Origin of the sequence: Flavobacterium panacis (assembly GCF_024649945.1) — a bacterium.
Lineage (GTDB): Bacteria > Bacteroidota > Bacteroidia > Flavobacteriales > Flavobacteriaceae > Flavobacterium > Flavobacterium panacis.
Map to the genome: position 1 here is coordinate 83412 of NZ_JANKMS010000013.1, position 16897 is coordinate 100308.

A 16897-nucleotide genomic window follows, 5' to 3' on the forward strand; every position below is an offset into this window, starting at 1 on the left:
TCCTTGATACAATATGTTTTTTAGATAATCGCTAAGATGTCATCTTCACGCATAATCAAATAATCAACGCCTTCTGATTTTATTACTTCTGTTCTTGCAAATTGACCATAAAGTACTGTATCACCAACTTTTACAGTCATAGTGTGATCTTTAGATCCGTTTCCTACTGCAACAACAGTTCCTTTTTGTGGTTTTTCTTTGGCAGTATCAGGAATAAAAATACCTGATGCAGTTTTAGTTTCAGCTGCAGCAGGCTCAATAAGTACGCGGTCTGAAAGCGGTTTAATGTTTAAAGCCATGATTTTATATTATTATAAGTTATACGTTTTTTTATGTTCTATAAACTTTCAGAAATTGTGCCATGCTGGTAAAACTGACATTATTTCCTAAAAAAAATGCCAGCTTTGACAGGCTGGCATTAGATTTTTATATCGAGCTAAAATTATTTTGTAGCTGGTGCTGCAGGAGCAGGAGTATTTCCTTGTGCTGGAGCTGCAGGTGCGTTTGCAGGAGCTTCAGTTTTTTCAATGATTTTAGATTCTGTATCGCTTAAAGATCCAGAGAAACTTAAACTAGAAAGTAAAATTAACACAATTAAAACAGTAGCTAAAGTCCAAGTACTTTTATCTAAAAAGTCAGTTGTTTTTTGTACTCCACCTAACATTTGCGTTCCGCTGATAGTAGAAGACAATCCGCCTCCTTTAGGGTTTTGTACCATGATAACTACGATCAATAGAAAACAAACTATTGTGATTAAAACTAAAAAAATTGAAAATGTGCTCATTACTTAATTATTGTTATTGTTATTTTGTTGTAAAATCTTTATATCCGATATGCGGTCTGCAAAGAAAGTAATTTTTTCTGGATATTTCAAAATTAATATTTCATATGCTTGAATTGCTTTTGTATATTTCTTCTGTTCCAGATAAACTCTGGCTAAAGTCTCTGTCATCAAATAAGAATTGTCTTCAACATTGCTTTCTATTTGAACAACAGGAGCACTCGTTCCAGGCTTAATTGGCGATATTTTCGGATTGGTTTCGATGAATTTGTCGATAATTTCAGCCTTTTTTTGTCTCTCTTCTTCTTTTTCCGCTTCTATTTTAGCTTTTTCTTCCGGAGAAATGTCGTTTGAACGGTCAATTGGTTCTGTTCGAGATAATTGTAACCACTCTTGGAAAGAATGTTTTTCGCTAAGAGAAAAATCTAAAGGTTTACCAAGTTCAAGATGTTCTTCGGCTGTTTTTACAGATTCATTGGTTTCTTCTTCAGTTTGTTCTTCTTCAACTTTCTCTTCCTGAATTTCTTCTGCAATTATTTCAGGAACAGTTTCTAAAACCTCTTCTTTAATTGTGGTCTGAATTTCTTCTTTCACTTCTTTAGTGGCAGGAATTTCAGCTTCTTTTTCGGCCTCTTTTATAGAAGAAAGAATTGATCGTTCAACCGGATTAGGTTTGAATTCGGGGATTATCATTTCTTCGATAACATCGCCTTCGTCTTCGTCTTCTTCAATAATATTTGAAATGGACTGTTCCACAACAGGAATGGTTTCTGGCTCTTCTATTTTTGACGGCTCTTCGGTGCTTGCAGCTTCTGCTTCTTTGATAGAACTTAAAATAGAATTCTCAATACGATCAAATTTTGGTTCTTCAATTTCTTTTACAGGTTCAGGTGCAGAAGGAGTTTCAGAAACCTTAATAGAGCTTAAAATAGAATTCTCGATGCGATCTATTTTAGGTTCTTCCGTTTTTATTGGTTCTATTGCTTCTATTATTGGTGAAGCTTTAGTTTCTTCCGTAATGTTTGAAATTGAATCTACAGGTTCAATTTTGTTTTCTGTTTCAATTACAGGTTTTTCAAAAGTAACGGAATGTGCTTCTTTAATAGCAAGAAAAATAGACGGATCTATTTCTGGAATTTTTTTAGGTTCTTCTTTAATTACTGGTTTCTCAAAAGTAACCGTTTGGGCTTCTTTGATAGCAAGAAAAATAGAAGGATCAATCTCAGGAACTTTTTTAGGTTCTTCAGTGATTGTTGGCGTTTCAACTTTTATTGATTCCTCAACCTGTATTGGTTCTTCGACTTTTACAGATTCTTCCGTTTTTAAAGTTTGTGAAACAGAAGGGATTTCGACAGCAGGTATTTGAACTTCTTTTGTTGTCTCTGCAACAGCTTCTTCTTCAACATCTGTTTTTATTTCGATAGCTTTCTGAATTTGTTCAGGCGAAATGATTTCACTTTCAAAAACAGTAATTTCAAGAAGGTCTCTCAGTTTTTGTTCGTAGAAATCATTTTGAATCGAAGTAAAAGCTTCAGAAGTAATGAATTCAAATAAAACAGAACGATCTGAAGTATGCGCTGCTGTTACCTTTAAAGCATAATTATACTTAAAACTGTTTTGATTGTAAAGTCCTTTTAATCGCAATGCACGGGCACTTTGAAAATATGGAAATTCATTCAAAACACTTCCTAATGCGTCCGCCTGCTTTTCTGTAATAGCATCGGGTTTGTTCATTAAGTAGGTATAATCGCTAACGTTCATTTATCTTTTGTTTAATCGTTTGTTTGTCTAATCGTTTATTCGCTTATTATTTGGTCTGACTGTTTAATCGATTAAACGGTTTTACGATTAAACGATTCAACAAATAAATTACCATTTAGCCAATGATTCATTAAAGATATCTTGTGTGATTCTTTCAAAAATTGTTCGAATTGCTTCGTTTAATGTAGATCCTGTTGGAAGGTCTCTTCCTGGGAAATCATAGTAAAATTCAAACGGTTTTTCAAAATCATCTGTTTCCTTCTTTCTATTCGTAAATCTTACATTAACACGTATAGACAAACGGTTCTGCGCTGCCTGCTGATCTGCTGTTGCAGTCATTGGGGTAATTCTGTAATCTACGATTTCTCCTTCGTATGTTAAATCGCCACCAGTACTAACTAAGTTTAGATTGGTTTGATTCATAATCAAATCCTGCAATGCCAATGTAAAAGTTCTATCAATACCTGGTTCAACTAAATCTGCATTGTTTTGGAAAAAGTTAACCTGAAAAGTTTTGGCGTCGATTTTACCAGTTCCTGTAAAGTTGTAAACAGAACAACCGCTTAGCATGAAAAGGCTTAAGAGAGCGAAAAGAGAATATATTTTTTTCATAATGTTTATTGGTCAAATCCCAATTAGTTTAAAATTCCAAATTCCAATTGTGGCCAAATATAGTAATTGGAATTTGGAATTTTGAAATTGTATTTTAATTATTTTATAAATCGAATTGTTTGATTTTGCGGTAAAGCGTTCTTTCTGAAATACCTAATTCGTCTGCTGCAGCTTTACGTTTTCCTTTGTTTTTTTCTAGAGACTTTTTAATCATTTCGATTTCTTTTTGTTCTAAACGTAAAATTTCTTCTTCTTCGATAGTTTCAGCAAATAAATAGTTGTCTTCGGGAATTTGATAATTATCTTCGCGAACAACAGGAGTGGTTACAACAGCGGTTCTTGGTTCTTCTTCAAAATCAATTTCGCTGTCGTTTTGCTGATTCCCGTATATTTTCTGAATTAGATTCGGATTAATGTCCTGTACTTTAGAAGTACCGTTTTTCATTAATTCTAAAGTCAGTTTTTTTAAATCGTTCAAGTCACTTTTCATATCAAAAAGTACTTTATAAAGTATGTCTCTTTCTGTGCTGAAATCGCTCTCCTTTTTACTGTCGTTGATAACAGAAGGCAGATTGCTTCCTTCAGCAGGCAAATAAGATTGTAAAGTGGCAAGACTAATATCGCGATTGGTTTCTAAAACAGAAATTTGTTCTGCCACATTTCGAAGCTGACGAATATTTCCGCTCCATCTGAATTTCTGTAAAAGCTGAACAGCATCGTCATCCAGTCTTAAAGGTGGCATTTTGTATTTATGAGCAAAATCGGCCACAAATTTTCTGAACAACAAATGAATGTCGTCATTTCTTTCTCTTAAAGGTGGTAAAGTAATTTCAACCGTACTTAAACGATAGTACAAATCTTCACGGAATTTACCTTTTTCAATTGCATTAAATAAATTCACGTTGGTTGCCGCTACAATACGGACGTTCGTTTTTTGAACTTGAGAGGAACCTACTTTTATGAATTCACCATTTTCCAAAACACGAAGTAATCTTACTTGAGTTGTCAACGGAAGTTCTCCAACTTCATCCAAAAAGATTGTTCCGCCGTCTGCCACTTCAAAATAACCTTCGCGTGTGCTTGTTGCGCCTGTAAAAGCACCTTTTTCGTGACCAAAAAGTTCACTGTCAATTGTTCCTTCCGGAATTGCACCGCAGTTTACGGCGATATATTTACCATGCTTTCTGTGTGAAAGCGAATGTATGATTCTAGGAATATTTTCTTTACCAACACCACTTTCCCCGGTTACCATTACTGAAATATCAGTTGGAGCAACCTGAATGGCTTTTTCGATAGCACGATTTAATTTCGGATCATTACCAATAATTTCAAATCGTTGTTTTATTGCTTGAACTGTTTCCATATTAGATTTTGTTTCAAGTTGTTATTTGTTTCAGGTTTTGCCTAAAACTTTGGCTTGTATTTTTGTTTGCCACGAATTTCTCGAATTTCACTAATTTTTGAAATCGTGTCAATGTATAACTCTTTTATGTTGTAATGTCTTTATTAAATTAACCACAAATTACGCAAATTACCACAAATTCGTTTTATGAATTTATTAATCGTTTGTGTGTTAATGATTTGTTTTGAAAGTTTGCGATTATTCCAACAGGTGTATCGGCCAATTTCATATAATTTAATACTTGTGCAAGATGATCATTGCATACTTCCTTTACTGATTTTACTTCTAATATTATGTCATCATATACTACGAAATCGGCATAAAATTTATGAGGCAAAATAACTCCTTTATACTCAATTGCAAATTCCTTCTCTCGTTGATAAGGAATTCCATGATTTTTAAATTCAACCTCTAATGCGTCTTTATATACAATTTCAAGTAAACCAGGCCCTAATAATCTATGTACTTCCATACATATTCCTACTATTTGGTAGTTTTCCTCTTTTTTATAATAATATTCGGTTGTATTAGTCATGAAAAATTAATTTGTGAAAATTTGCGTAATTTGCGGTTAACAAAAATTAATTCATGCTGCTCAAACCAACAGCTTCACCTTTCAAAGTTCCACTTGTACAGCTTGTGATTTTTACGTTTACGAAATCTCCAATTTTGTAATTTTCTTTTGGGAAAACAACAGTAATACTTTGTGAGTTTCTTCCTGAGAATTCATCTTTAGATTTCTTAGAAACTTTTTCCACTAAAACTTCAACTGTTTTTCCAACAAATTCCTCGCTTCTAAACCAAGCGTGTTTTTGCTGTAAATCAACAATTTCTTGTAGTCTTCTTGCTTTGGTTTCTTCTTCAACATCATCTTTCATTTTTCTTCCAGCAAGAGTTCCAGGACGTTCAGAATACGAATACATATAACCGAAATTATATTTCACATATTCCATTAAACTCATCGTGTCTTGGTGATCTTCTTCAGTCTCCGTTGGGAAACCGGCAATCATATCTTGTGAAATCGAAGCATCTGGAACAATTGCTCTAATTTTGTCAATCAAAGCCATGTATTCTTCGCGAGAATGCAGACGATTCATTTCTTTTAAAATTCTATTGCTTCCAGACTGAACAGGCAAGTGAATGTGTTTGCAGATGTTTGGATATTTCGCTATAACGTGTAAAATACTCTCATGCATATCCTGCGGATTAGAAGTCGAAAAACGAATACGCATTTTAGGAAAACCAACAGCAACCATTTCAAGCAATTGATCAAAATCTACTGCAGTTGCTTTTTGCATTTCAGAAGCGTTTACAAAATCCTTTTTCAAACCACCACCGTACCAAAGGTAACTGTCAACGTTTTGTCCAAGAAGCGTAATTTCTTTAAAACCTTTGCTCCATAAATCCTGAATTTCTGCCATAATACTTTGCGGTTCACGACTACGTTCACGTCCGCGTGTAAAAGGCACAACACAGAAAGTACACATGTTGTCGCAACCACGAGTGATAGAAACCAAAGCTGTGATTCCGTTACTCATCAAACGAACAGGCGAAATATCTCCGTAAGTTTCTTCTTTAGATAAAATTACATTGATAGCGTCGCGTCCTTCTTCAACTTCTGCTAATAAATTCGGAAGATCTTTATAAGCATCTGGACCAACAACAAGATCAACGATTTTTTCTTCTTCTAAAAATTGACTTTTCAAACGTTCTGCCATACAGCCTAAAACACCTACTTTCATTTTTGGATTAGTACGTTTTACAGCGTTGTATTTTTCAAGACGTTTACGAATCGTTTGTTCAGCTTTGTCACGGATTGAGCAAGTGTTAACCAAAACCAAATCGGCTTCTTCTAAAACCGAAGTAGTATTGTAACCACCGTCAGATAAAATGGAAGCTACGACTTCACTGTCCGAAAAATTCATCGCACAGCCGTAACTTTCTATAAATAGTTTTTTAGTATTCTCAGGTTTATTTTCTAAAACAAGACTTTCGCCCTGTTTACTTTCTTCAATAATCTTTTCCATTGCAAAAATTCAAAGTGCAAAGATAGGTTAATTGGACTTAATATGACAAGATGTCAGATAAAGAATTAACAATGTTTTGAGAAATATTGAGGTATAGCATTTTACAACTCATTTTTTACTTTTTACGTTGTTCAGGAGCTATTTCCAGCTTTCCACTTCTTGTCCTCATAAAAAAAGCAAAGTTTCTAATGTTTTAAAAAGAGCTTCCGTTGGTCGCTTTTTTAAAACAAGAAACTTTTTGCTTTTTTTACTCCGGGCAATCCGTTTCAATCTGGGCTATGAAAAGAGGATTCAAAAAGCACATTTCTCGGTCAGAAATCATTATAAGTTATACCTATATATATTATCGAGATTATTACAGATAAATCTGCAATTTTAAGTTTCATAATATCAAAATACTTCAAAAATGCATTCGTAAGGTTAATATTTAAAAAAAATAGATACTTTTGTTGCAGAAAAATAGAGCAATGGCAAAGAATTTAGTAATAGTAGAGTCACCTGCAAAGGCGAAAACGATCGAGAAATTCCTCGGTAGCGATTTTCAGGTGGAGTCGAGTTATGGACACATAGCCGATCTACCATCAAAGGAAATAGGAGTAGATGTAGAAAATGGTTTTAAACCTAAATATGAAGTATCTCCCGATAAAAAAGCCTTGGTAACGAAACTAAAGTCACTTTCTAAGAATGCCGAAACGGTTTGGTTAGCGAGCGATGAGGACCGCGAGGGAGAGGCTATTTCATGGCACTTGGCGGAAGAATTAAAGCTGGATACAAAAAAGACCAAACGAATTGTTTTTCACGAGATTACAAAATCTGCGATTCTTAAAGCAATCGATAATCCACGAGAAATTGATTATAATTTAGTAAATGCACAACAAGCACGTCGTGTTTTAGATCGTTTAGTGGGTTACGAATTATCTCCGGTTTTATGGAGAAAAATTAAAGGCGGACTTTCTGCTGGTCGTGTACAATCAGTTTCTGTACGTTTAATTGTAGAAAGAGAACGCGAAATTCAAGGTTTTAATGCAGTAGCAACGTATTCAATTGTTGCAGAGTTTGTTAACGAAGCAGGGAAAGCTTTTAAAGCAAAATTGCCAAAAAACTTCAATACTAAAAAAGAAGCCGAAGATTTCTTAAATCAAAACATCGGTTCCAAATATAAGGTAGCGGATTTAGAAACTAAACCTACCAAAAAATCTCCAACAGCGCCTTTTACAACTTCTACGTTGCAACAAGAAGCGGCAAGAAAATTATACTTGCCAGTTGGAATCACAATGCAATTAGCACAGCGTTTGTACGAGGCGGGACTTATTACTTATATGAGAACCGACTCTGTAAATCTTTCTACAGAAGCAATGAACGCAGCTGAAGCAGAAATCATCAAATCTTACGGAAAAGAGTATTCTAAGCCAAGAGTTTTTGCAAATAAAAACAAAGGAGCACAAGAAGCGCACGAAGCAATTCGTCCAACAGATATGTCTCGTCACTCCGTAAATATTGACCGTGACCAAGCTCGTTTATACGATTTGATCTGGAAAAGAACTTTGGCTTCGCAAATGAGCGACGCACAGTTGGAAAGAACAAACGTAAAAATCGAAGCAGATAATCACAGCGAAATTTTTACAGCTTCTGGAGAAGTATTGCTTTTTGAAGGTTTCTTAAAAGTATACTTGGAAGGTCATGACGACGATGAAGAAGAACAGGAAGGAATGCTTCCAGCTTTAAAAGTAAACGAGAAGTTAGGAAATAATTATATTACAGCTACAGAAAGATATTCTAGACCGCCGGCACGTTATACAGAGGCATCTTTGGTTAAAAAGTTAGAGGAGCTTGGAATCGGGCGTCCTTCTACTTATGCACCAACGATTTCAACGATTATAAACAGAAATTATGTTGAAAAAGGTACTCTTGAAGGTGTAGAACGTAATTATGTACAGCTTACTTTGCAAAATAGCAAAGTGGGAGAAAAAGTGCTGAAAGAAAATACAGGTTCTGATAAAGGGAAATTAGTTCCAACAGATATCGGAACTATTGTTACGGATTTCTTAGTAAAGAACTTCGAAAATATTCTGGATTACAATTTTACTGCAAAAGTAGAGCAGGATTTCGATGAAATTGCCGAAGGAAATATTGACTGGGCAAAGATGATGCAGGATTTCTATAATCACTTTCATCCAAATGTAAAAGAAGTTGAGGCAAATGCTGAACGTGAAAGTGGAGAAAGAATTCTTGGAAAAGATGCTGATGGAAGACAAGTTTCTGTTCGTTTAGGAAAATTTGGGCCAATGGCGCAGATTGGAGAAGCAGATGATGAAGATAAAAAGTTTGCTAGTTTAATGGCAGACCAAAATATAGGAAACATTACACTTGAAGAAGCTTTAAATTTATTCTTGCTTCCAAAAAGTTTAGGTGAATATAAAGGAGAAGAAGTAGAAGTAAATAATGGTCGTTATGGTCCTTATGTACGTCACGGAAGTGTTTTTATTTCATTGCCGAGAGGAGAAGATCCGCTTAATGTTTCTAAAGAAAGAGCTCAGGAATTAATTGACGAAAAAGCACTTGCTGATGCGCCAATTGCAGTTTATAAAGGAGAAGGTGTTCAAAAAGGAGTGGGGCGTTTTGGTCCATTCATTAAATGGAACGGACTTTTTGTAAATGTGAGCAAAAAATACAATTTTGATAATTTATCTCAGGCTGATGTTGAAGAGTTGATTGAAGATAAGTTGCAAAAAAATATTGATAAAGTTCTTCATAACTGGGAAGAAGAAGGAATTGTAGTAGAAAAAGCCCGCTGGGGACGTTCTGTAATCCTGAAAGGAAAAATCAAAATTGAATTGAGTAAAGATGTTGATGCAACACAATTAACATTAGCTCAAGTTCAGGAAATGATCGCTGCAAAAACACCTGCAAAGAAAACTGCGGCAAAAAAGACAACAGCAACTAAAAAAGCGCCTGCTAAAAAAGCAGCTGCCAAAAAGAAATAATATATAGATGGAATTTGATTTTCTAGAACCAGTTAATGATACGATTGTAAAATTCGTTAGTGCGCTGTCTTCACAAGAACTTGGAAGTAAAGTTGTTTTTCATACCCAAGATCAGTTTCCTGATATTGATCAGATTCATATAGCTATAATTGGTGTTTTGGAGGATCGCACAAACATCAATATGGTTAATGAAGTTAATCTTTCAGCTGTACGTAAAAAACTATATGGAATGTTTCCTGGTAATTGGGATGCCTCAATTGCTGATTTAGGAGATATACTTGCTGGTGATTCTGTAGAAGATACTTATTTTGCAGTAAAGAAAGTTGTAGCGTCTTTAATTAAGAAAAAAGTTATTCCTATAGTCCTGGGAGGTTCTCAGGATTTGACTTATGCTTTGTATCGTGCTTATGACGATTTAGAGCAGATGGTTAATTTAGTTGCAGTAGATAATAAATTTGATTTTGGAAAAGAAAATGAGTCAGTTTCGGCTAATTCATATTTGACAAAAATTATTATCGATGAACCTAATAATCTTTTCAACTACTGTAATATAGGGTATCAGACTTATTATAACTCTCAAGAGGAAATTGACTTAATCGAAAAGCTGTTTTTTGATGCTTATCGTCTAGGAGAAATTTCAAATAAAATTACTTTGGCAGAGCCGGTTTTTAGAGATGCTGATTTGGTTAGTTTTGATTTGAATTCTGTAAAATCTTCTGCGTCAGGAAATACGGTTACTTTTGAACCTAACGGATTTAACGGAAAAGAGATTTGTGCTTTGTCTAGATATGCAGGTATAAGTGATAAAGTTTCTGCTTTTGGAGTGTTTAATCACAATAGTACAATGGCTGAATCGGTTATTATTTCTCAAATTGTATGGTATTTTATTGAAGGATATCATTATCGATCAAAAGAATATCCTTTTGGAAGTCGTGCCAATTATCTTAAGTATATAGTGCCTCTTGAAGACGAAGAATTGATTTTTTATAAAAGCGATAAAACAGATCGTTGGTGGATCGAAATTCCTTTTCAGTCAAATGGTCACAATAAGTTGAAAAGAAATACGTTATTACCCTGTTCTTATGATGAATATTTGTCTGCTTGCAATCAAGAATTGCCAGAAAGATGGTGGAAAGCACAGCGAAAAAACGCATTGTAGGAGCAAAAAATAAGTGAATTCTTAAGGTTTAAAAAAACGTTAAGAAAAGTTAAAAATAATTAGTAGGAAAATAATTATAATATATAAAAATTAACGTTATACATCGATTTTTTGAAACAGTTTATCGATAAAATATTTTTTTTTTATTTTATTTAACATTATTTTTGAACGGTAAAATAAATTTCGCAAGTAGTATTGTTTTTTAGATAAATAATAAATACGTTTACGGACTTTTAATAATGAATAGATAATCCCAAATTTATATGAAGAAGTTTATTGCATTTGCAGCAATGTTAACACTAGTAATCGGCTGTGGTAAGTCTGGTGACAAAGGTGAATTAGTTGGTGTTACAGGAGGGAAATGGCATCCCGAGAAGCCTTATGGAATGACATTAGTTCCGGGTGGATCTTTTATTATGGGTAAATCAGATGCTGATTTAGCTAACGTAGAAGATGCTCCAACTAAAACTGTAACTGTTCGTTCATTTTACATGGATGAAACTGAGATTACAAATAGTGAGTATCGTCAGTTCGTAGAGTGGGTTAAAGATTCTACAATGAGAGTTCGTTTAGCAATTTTAGCTGATGAAACAGGACAAAAAGCGACTGATGGAAAAGGAAAAAAAGGTGGAAGTATTGCTGACTACGCTTTTAATGATTCTGATCCAGAAAAAATGACGGCTTATGACAAATACATGTACGACAACTATTATAGTGTTGGTACAAAAGATGATCCGTATGCTGGAAGAAAATTAAACAGAAAAGTTAAGTTAATTAAAGATACTAAAGCATATCCAGACGAATACTATACTGAAGTTATGGATTCTATGTATTTACCAATTGAAGAATCATATAATGGTTTAAGAACAATTGATGTAAATAAGTTGAAATTCCGTTATTCTTGGATGGATATTCAAGCTGCTGCAAAAGCTAAAGTTGGAAAAAGAAGTGATTTCGTAAAAACAGAGCAAGTAAACGTTTATCCTGATACTGCGGTTTGGATTAAAGATTTCGCTTATTCATATAATGAACCAATGCATAATGATTATTTCTGGCACAAAGCTTATGGAGATTATCCTGTAGTTGGTGTTACATGGAAGCAAGCAAAAGCTTTCTGTGCATGGAGAACTTTAAACAAAAACAGTTATATCAAATCTAAGAAAAAAGGTCGTGACTTAGTTAATGCATTCAGATTGCCAACTGAAGCAGAATGGGAATATGCGGCTAGAGGAGGTCTGGAATCAGCTACTTATCCTTGGGGAGGTCCTTATACAAAAAGTGACAGAGGTTGTTTCTTAGCTAACTTCAAACCAAGTAGAGGAGATTATGCAGCTGACGAAGCTTTATATACTGTTGAAGCTAAATCATATGAAGTAAATGGTTACGGATTATACAATATGGCAGGAAACGTTTCAGAATGGACTGACTCTGCTTATAATCCAAACGCTTACGAATATGTTTCTACAATGAATCCAAACGTAATTGATGGTAAAAACCAAAGAAAAGTTGTTCGTGGAGGTTCTTGGAAAGACGTTGCTTATTTCCTACAGGTAAGTACTCGTGACCACGAATATGCTGATTCAGCTAGAAGTTATATCGGATTCAGAACCGTACAAGATTACATGGGAACTCAGGTAACTGGTAACGGTAACGGTAGCAAAAGAAAGTAATTTATAATTTTATCAATATCCAACAAATCTATTTTAAACCTAAAAAAAAAGTATTATGGCATTATTAAGTAAAAAAGCAATGAATTTCGCTTATGGTATGGGAGCGGCAGTGGTAATCGTTGGAGCTTTATTCAAAATTACTCACTTTGAAATTGGACCATTAACAGGTACAGTTATGCTTTCAGTAGGATTGGTGACTGAGGCGTTAATTTTTGCGCTTTCTGCTTTCGAACCAGTTGAAGACGAATTAGATTGGACTTTAGTTTACCCAGAGTTAGCTAATGGACAAGCTAGAAAAAGAGAAGCTAAAGTTGAAGCCCCAACTGAAGCTCAAGGATTACTATCTCAAAAATTAGACACATTATTAAAAGAAGCTAAAATTGACGGTGAATTAATGTCAAGTTTAGGAAATAGCATCAAAAACTTCGAATCTGCTGCTAAAGGAATTGCTCCAACAGTTGATTCAATCGCAGGACAAAAGAAATATTCTGAAGAATTATCTGTTGCTGCTGCTCAAATGGAATCTTTAAACAGTTTATACAAAGTACAGTTAGAAAGCGCTTCTAGAAACGCTGAAGCTAACAAAGAAATTGCTGAAAACGCTTCTAAATTAAAAGAGCAAATGGCGTCTATGACTGCAAACATTGCATCTTTAAACAGCGTTTACGGTGGTATGCTTTCTGCAATGAGTAACAAAGGATAATTAGTTTTTAACTAAATATTAAATTTATTAATAAAGAACTAATTAGAAAAAAATGGCAGGAGGAAAATTAACCCCTAGACAGAAGATGATCAACCTGATGTATCTGGTTTTCATCGCAATGTTAGCAATGAACGTATCAAAAGAAGTTATTTCAGGTTTCGGTTTGTTTAACGAAAAGTTTGAAGCTTCTAATACTACATCAATCACAAATAATGCTTCCTTATTAACTGCTTTAGATCAAAAAGCGGCGGAAGCAAAAGGAGAATTTGAAATTGCTGCTCAAACAGCTCATAAAGTTGAGGCGATTTCTAAAGATTTTTACGCATACATAGGAACATTAAAAACTCAAGCAGTACAAGGTTTCGAAGTTGATAAAGCAACAGGAAAATTACCTTATGAGTCAATGGACAAAGGTGATAACATAGACGACTGGTTTACAGGAGATGGTTACACTAAAAAAGGTAATGAAATTATTGCTAGAATTGAGAAATATAAAGCTGATATTAAAGCTGCTTTAGGAACAGACAAAAAATACGCAGGAATTATTTCTGAGGTTGAGAAAAAATTTGATGTTTCTGATGTAAAAAACAAAGAAGGTATAAAAGAAAAATACTTAGCATATCATTTTAAAGGATTCCCAGCTATTGCATCTGCTGCTAAACTTTCAGCTTGGCAGAATGATGTTCAAAAAGTGGAAACGGATGTTTATAATAGTGCTTTAGGTAAAGCTGCTGTTGCTGCTGCTTCTTACAGTAACTATAAAGCAATCGTAGTTTTAGATAAAAATGCATACTTTCAAGGAGATCCTGTAACAGGTAAAGTAGTTTTAGGTCGTTATGACGAAAACACTAAACCAACTTCATTTACAGGTCCTGGAAAAATTGACGCTAACGGACAAGCTATCATTTCGATGACTGCTGGTGGAATTGGTGAGCAAAATATTAGTGGACAATTTACATTCTTAGAAGATGGAAAAACTATTCCACTTAAATTTGAAGGTAAATACGTTGTAGTACCAAGACCAAACTCTGCTACAATTTCTGCAGATAAAATGAATGTTGTGTATAGGGGGGTTGTGAATCCTTTGACAATTTCATTTGCAGGAGTTTCAGATAAAGATGTTGTAGCTTCAGCTCCAGGTTTAACTAAAGTTGGAAATGGAAAATATCAAATGAGCCCTGGTCAGGGAACAGAAGTATCTATCAATGTTACTGCTAAATTACCTGATGGTAAAGCGGTATCTGACAAAAAAGTTTTCAGAATTAAAGGTATTCCTGGTCCAACAGGAACAATCAGAGGAGAGATGGGAGTTGTTAAAGGTCCTAGATCTAACCTTGAAATTGCTACTATTGGTGCAAAACTTCAAGATTTTGACTTTGAAGTTGGTTTAGATGTTGTTGGATTCAATATGAAAATTGCTGGACAACCTACAGTTGTTGTTACAGGTAATAGAATGAATGCACAATGTAAACAAGTACTTTCAAGAGCAGGTAAAGGAGACCAAGTTACTATTTCTGAAATTAAAACTAAACTGGTTGGTGCTGGTAGTTATTTATTGCCAAGAACTGCTCCGGTAATTTACGAAATACAATAATAAAGTAGTGTAAGCTACATTCAATATCTTATAATGATATCATGATGAAAGTAAGAAATTTTTTAATAGCTATTGTTTCTATCGTTGGAGGTTTTGCTTCTAATGCGCAATCTAATTTGCTTAATGCAAAAACACCTGATCAGATTGGACTTAAAACTCCAGCTCAACTTATCTCAGATAATGATAAGCCATTGGCTTATGGTTACGTAGATGATAGAGATATCTTGATGGGAAAAACTACTTGGGAGATTATTGATTTAAATGAAAAGATCAATTTTCCATTATATTTTCCGGTAGATACAGCTAATATTGGTTCTAACAGACGTTCTTTATATGACGTTCTTACTAAAGCTATTAAAGGTGGAAAAGTAACTGAAGTATATACTGATAGTTATTTTAATACTAAAAAATCTATGAAAGACATCGAAGGATCATTATCTCGTATTGATACAACAGATGCTGGTAGAGAGTTGATTAACCAATATCCTGATGATTACAAATCACGTGTTGTGAAGAAAAAAGTAGTTACAGGTAAAGGTAAAAACAAAAGTGTTTCTTATGTTGAAGAGACAGTTGGACCAACAAGAACAGTTCCTGCTGAATACATTTTGAAACAAGATCTTACTGCTGCAGATGTTACTCAGTATAAAATTAAAGGATACTGGTATTTTGATAAACGTCAAAGTGAATTGAAATATCGTTTACTAGGAATTTGTCCTGTAACTCCAGACGTTTATACAATGAATAGTGATGAAAAGGATTATATTGAATTGTTTTGGGTATTCTTCCCAAATGCCAGAGAAGCACTGCATGAAGCAAAAGCTTTTAATGACAACAATTCAGCTCTTCCAATTTCATTTGATCAGATTTTGAATTCAAGACGTTTTAATGCTGTAATCTACAAAGAGGAAAACCTTTACGGAGATAGAGCAATTAGCGATTACATGAAAGACAACGCTCAAAATCAGTTGTTAGAATCTGAAAGAGTGAAAGAGAAAATTCGCAATTTCGAACAAGATATGTGGAACTACTAAGTTGATACATAACTAGATAATTAAAAAACTCTTACTACCTTTGTAGTAAGAGTTTTTTTTATGTAGATAATTCATCCTACCCTTGCAAGTAATAGATGTTTTTGTTTATGTAAGAAAAATAACAATATTTATAATGGAATTTCGTTTAATGTTATATAATAATTGTTATGATGAAAGTGAGAAATTTTTTAATTGCTATTGTTACTGTTGCTGGAGGTTTGGTTTCTTATGCACAGTCTAATTTACTTAATGCTAAGACTGCTGATCAAATTGGTATTAAGACACCTGCTCAAATGATATCGGATAATGACAAGCCGCTTGCTTACGGTTATGTCGATGATCGTGACATTTTAATGGGAAAAACGGTTTGGGAAATTATTGATTTAAATCAGAGAATTAATTTTCCGTTGTACTTTCCTGTTGATTCGGTTAATGTTGGTCCCGATAGACGTTCTCTTTATGATGTTTTGACTAAAGGAATTAAATCGGGTAGAATAACCGAAGTGTACACGGATAGTTATTTTAATACTAAGAAATCTATAAAAGACATTGAAGGATCGTTATCTCGTGTAGATACAACAGATGCAGGAAGAGAATTGATTAATCAATATCCTGATGATTATAAAACTCGTGTTGTAAAGAAAAAAGTGGTAACAGGTAAGGGGAAAAACAAAAGTGTTAATTATGTAGAAGAAACAGTTGGTCCAACCAGAACAGTTCCAGCGGAATATATTTTAAAACAAGATCTGACAGCAGCAGATGTGAGTCAGTATAAAATCAAAGGATTTTGGTATTTCGATAAACGTCAAAGCGAATTGAAGTATCGTTTACTTGGAATTTGTCCCGTTACTCCCGACGTTTATACAATGAATAGTGATGAAAAAGATTATATAGAATTATTTTGGGTTTTCTTTCCTAATGCTCGAGATGTATTGCATGAGGCTAAAGCATTTAACGAATACAATTCTGCTCTTCCTATTTCGTTTGACCAAATATTGGATTCGAGAAGATTTAACGCGGTTATTTATAAGGAAGAAAATGTATATGGAGATCGTGAAATTAAAGATTATATTAAAGATAATGCACAAAGTCAATTGTTAGAATCGGAAAGAGTAAAAGAGAAGATTCGCAATTTTGAAGAAGATATGTGGAATTACTAGAGGATGAATT

The 16897-nt window shown here is 34.0% G+C and carries 14 protein-coding genes; 7 read left to right on the forward strand and 7 right to left on the reverse strand.

The features are described from left to right. Positions 1–20: 20 nt before the first annotated feature. The 7 genes from NQQ59_RS22335 to miaB form a co-directional block, all read right to left on the reverse strand. On the reverse strand, positions 21–299 hold the full coding sequence (locus tag NQQ59_RS22335; RefSeq protein WP_144215271.1) for a co-chaperone GroES: 279 nt from the start codon (positions 297–299) through the stop codon (positions 21–23). A gap of 143 nt (positions 300–442) precedes the next feature. Continuing rightward, on the reverse strand, positions 443–784 hold the full coding sequence (secG, locus tag NQQ59_RS22340; RefSeq protein WP_144215270.1) for a preprotein translocase subunit SecG: 342 nt from the start codon (positions 782–784) through the stop codon (positions 443–445). A 3-nt stretch (positions 785–787) separates the two neighbouring features. Then, positions 788–2542: a tetratricopeptide repeat protein gene (locus NQQ59_RS22345; RefSeq protein WP_186296584.1), complete on the reverse strand. Its 1755-nt coding sequence runs from the start codon at positions 2540–2542 to the stop codon at positions 788–790. A gap of 108 nt (positions 2543–2650) precedes the next feature. Next, positions 2651–3154, reverse strand: a complete 504-nt coding sequence (gene lptE / locus NQQ59_RS22350; protein ID WP_144215269.1) for an LPS assembly lipoprotein LptE — start codon at positions 3152–3154, stop codon at positions 2651–2653. A 103-nt stretch (positions 3155–3257) separates the two neighbouring features. Beyond that, positions 3258–4517 carry a sigma-54 interaction domain-containing protein gene (locus NQQ59_RS22355; protein WP_144215268.1) on the reverse strand — a complete coding sequence of 420 codons (1260 nt, stop codon included), beginning with the start codon at positions 4515–4517 and terminating at the stop codon, positions 3258–3260. 184 nt (positions 4518–4701) lie between these two features. Further along, positions 4702–5091, reverse strand: coding sequence for a GxxExxY protein (locus NQQ59_RS22360; protein ID WP_144215267.1), 390 nt, complete (start codon positions 5089–5091; stop codon positions 4702–4704). Between the two features lie 46 nt (positions 5092–5137). Next, positions 5138–6583: a tRNA (N6-isopentenyl adenosine(37)-C2)-methylthiotransferase MiaB gene (gene miaB / locus NQQ59_RS22365; RefSeq protein ID WP_144215266.1), complete on the reverse strand. Its 1446-nt coding sequence runs from the start codon at positions 6581–6583 to the stop codon at positions 5138–5140. Positions 6584–7050: 467 nt separating this feature from the next. On the opposite strand from miaB, the gene topA reads away from it, so the two are divergent. From topA to porN (NQQ59_RS22400), 7 genes are all read left to right on the forward strand, one after another. After that, positions 7051–9567 carry a type I DNA topoisomerase gene (topA, locus tag NQQ59_RS22370; RefSeq protein ID WP_144215265.1) on the forward strand — a complete coding sequence of 839 codons (2517 nt, stop codon included), beginning with the start codon at positions 7051–7053 and terminating at the stop codon, positions 9565–9567. 7 nt (positions 9568–9574) lie between these two features. Beyond that, positions 9575–10726: a formimidoylglutamase gene (locus NQQ59_RS22375; protein WP_144215264.1), complete on the forward strand. Its 1152-nt coding sequence runs from the start codon at positions 9575–9577 to the stop codon at positions 10724–10726. Between the two features lie 263 nt (positions 10727–10989). Next, positions 10990–12396: a T9SS ring complex lipoprotein PorK/GldK gene (porK, locus tag NQQ59_RS22380; RefSeq protein WP_144215263.1), complete on the forward strand. Its 1407-nt coding sequence runs from the start codon at positions 10990–10992 to the stop codon at positions 12394–12396. A gap of 55 nt (positions 12397–12451) precedes the next feature. Then, positions 12452–13099 carry a type IX secretion system motor protein PorL/GldL gene (gene porL / locus NQQ59_RS22385; RefSeq protein ID WP_144215262.1) on the forward strand — a complete coding sequence of 216 codons (648 nt, stop codon included), beginning with the start codon at positions 12452–12454 and terminating at the stop codon, positions 13097–13099. A 52-nt stretch (positions 13100–13151) separates the two neighbouring features. Beyond that, entirely contained in the window at positions 13152–14693 is a 1542-nt protein-coding gene (porM, locus tag NQQ59_RS22390) for a type IX secretion system motor protein PorM/GldM (protein ID WP_144215261.1), read from the forward strand. Between the two features lie 44 nt (positions 14694–14737). Continuing rightward, the gene (porN, locus tag NQQ59_RS22395) at positions 14738–15727 is read left to right on the forward strand and encodes a type IX secretion system ring subunit PorN/GldN (protein WP_144219766.1); all 990 of its coding nucleotides are present in this window, start codon (positions 14738–14740) and stop codon (positions 15725–15727) included. Positions 15728–15897: 170 nt separating this feature from the next. After that, entirely contained in the window at positions 15898–16887 is a 990-nt protein-coding gene (porN, locus tag NQQ59_RS22400; RefSeq protein WP_144219765.1) for a type IX secretion system ring subunit PorN/GldN, read from the forward strand. The last annotated feature ends 10 nt before the right edge of the window (positions 16888–16897 follow it).

Excerpts from the sequence above, each read along its gene's own strand:
- lptE (WP_144215269.1), bottom strand. The coding sequence starts at position 3,154 with ATGAAAAAAATATATTCTCTTTTCGCTCTCTTAAGCCTTTTCATGCTA.
- porK (WP_144215263.1), top strand. The coding sequence starts at position 10,990 with ATGAAGAAGTTTATTGCATTTGCAGCAATGTTAACACTAGTAATCGGC.
- porN (WP_144219766.1), top strand. The coding sequence starts at position 14,738 with ATGAAAGTAAGAAATTTTTTAATAGCTATTGTTTCTATCGTTGGAGGT.
- porN (WP_144219765.1), top strand. The coding sequence starts at position 15,898 with ATGAAAGTGAGAAATTTTTTAATTGCTATTGTTACTGTTGCTGGAGGT.
- porM (WP_144215261.1), top strand. The coding sequence starts at position 13,152 with ATGGCAGGAGGAAAATTAACCCCTAGACAGAAGATGATCAACCTGATG.
- NQQ59_RS22355 (WP_144215268.1), bottom strand. The coding sequence starts at position 4,517 with ATGGAAACAGTTCAAGCAATAAAACAACGATTTGAAATTATTGGTAAT.
- secG (WP_144215270.1), bottom strand. The coding sequence starts at position 784 with ATGAGCACATTTTCAATTTTTTTAGTTTTAATCACAATAGTTTGTTTT.
- miaB (WP_144215266.1), bottom strand. The coding sequence starts at position 6,583 with ATGGAAAAGATTATTGAAGAAAGTAAACAGGGCGAAAGTCTTGTTTTA.
- NQQ59_RS22335 (WP_144215271.1), bottom strand. The coding sequence starts at position 299 with ATGGCTTTAAACATTAAACCGCTTTCAGACCGCGTACTTATTGAGCCT.
- porL (WP_144215262.1), top strand. The coding sequence starts at position 12,452 with ATGGCATTATTAAGTAAAAAAGCAATGAATTTCGCTTATGGTATGGGA.
- NQQ59_RS22375 (WP_144215264.1), top strand. The coding sequence starts at position 9,575 with ATGGAATTTGATTTTCTAGAACCAGTTAATGATACGATTGTAAAATTC.
- NQQ59_RS22345 (WP_186296584.1), bottom strand. The coding sequence starts at position 2,542 with ATGAACGTTAGCGATTATACCTACTTAATGAACAAACCCGATGCTATT.
- NQQ59_RS22360 (WP_144215267.1), bottom strand. The coding sequence starts at position 5,091 with ATGACTAATACAACCGAATATTATTATAAAAAAGAGGAAAACTACCAA.
- topA (WP_144215265.1), top strand. The coding sequence starts at position 7,051 with ATGGCAAAGAATTTAGTAATAGTAGAGTCACCTGCAAAGGCGAAAACG.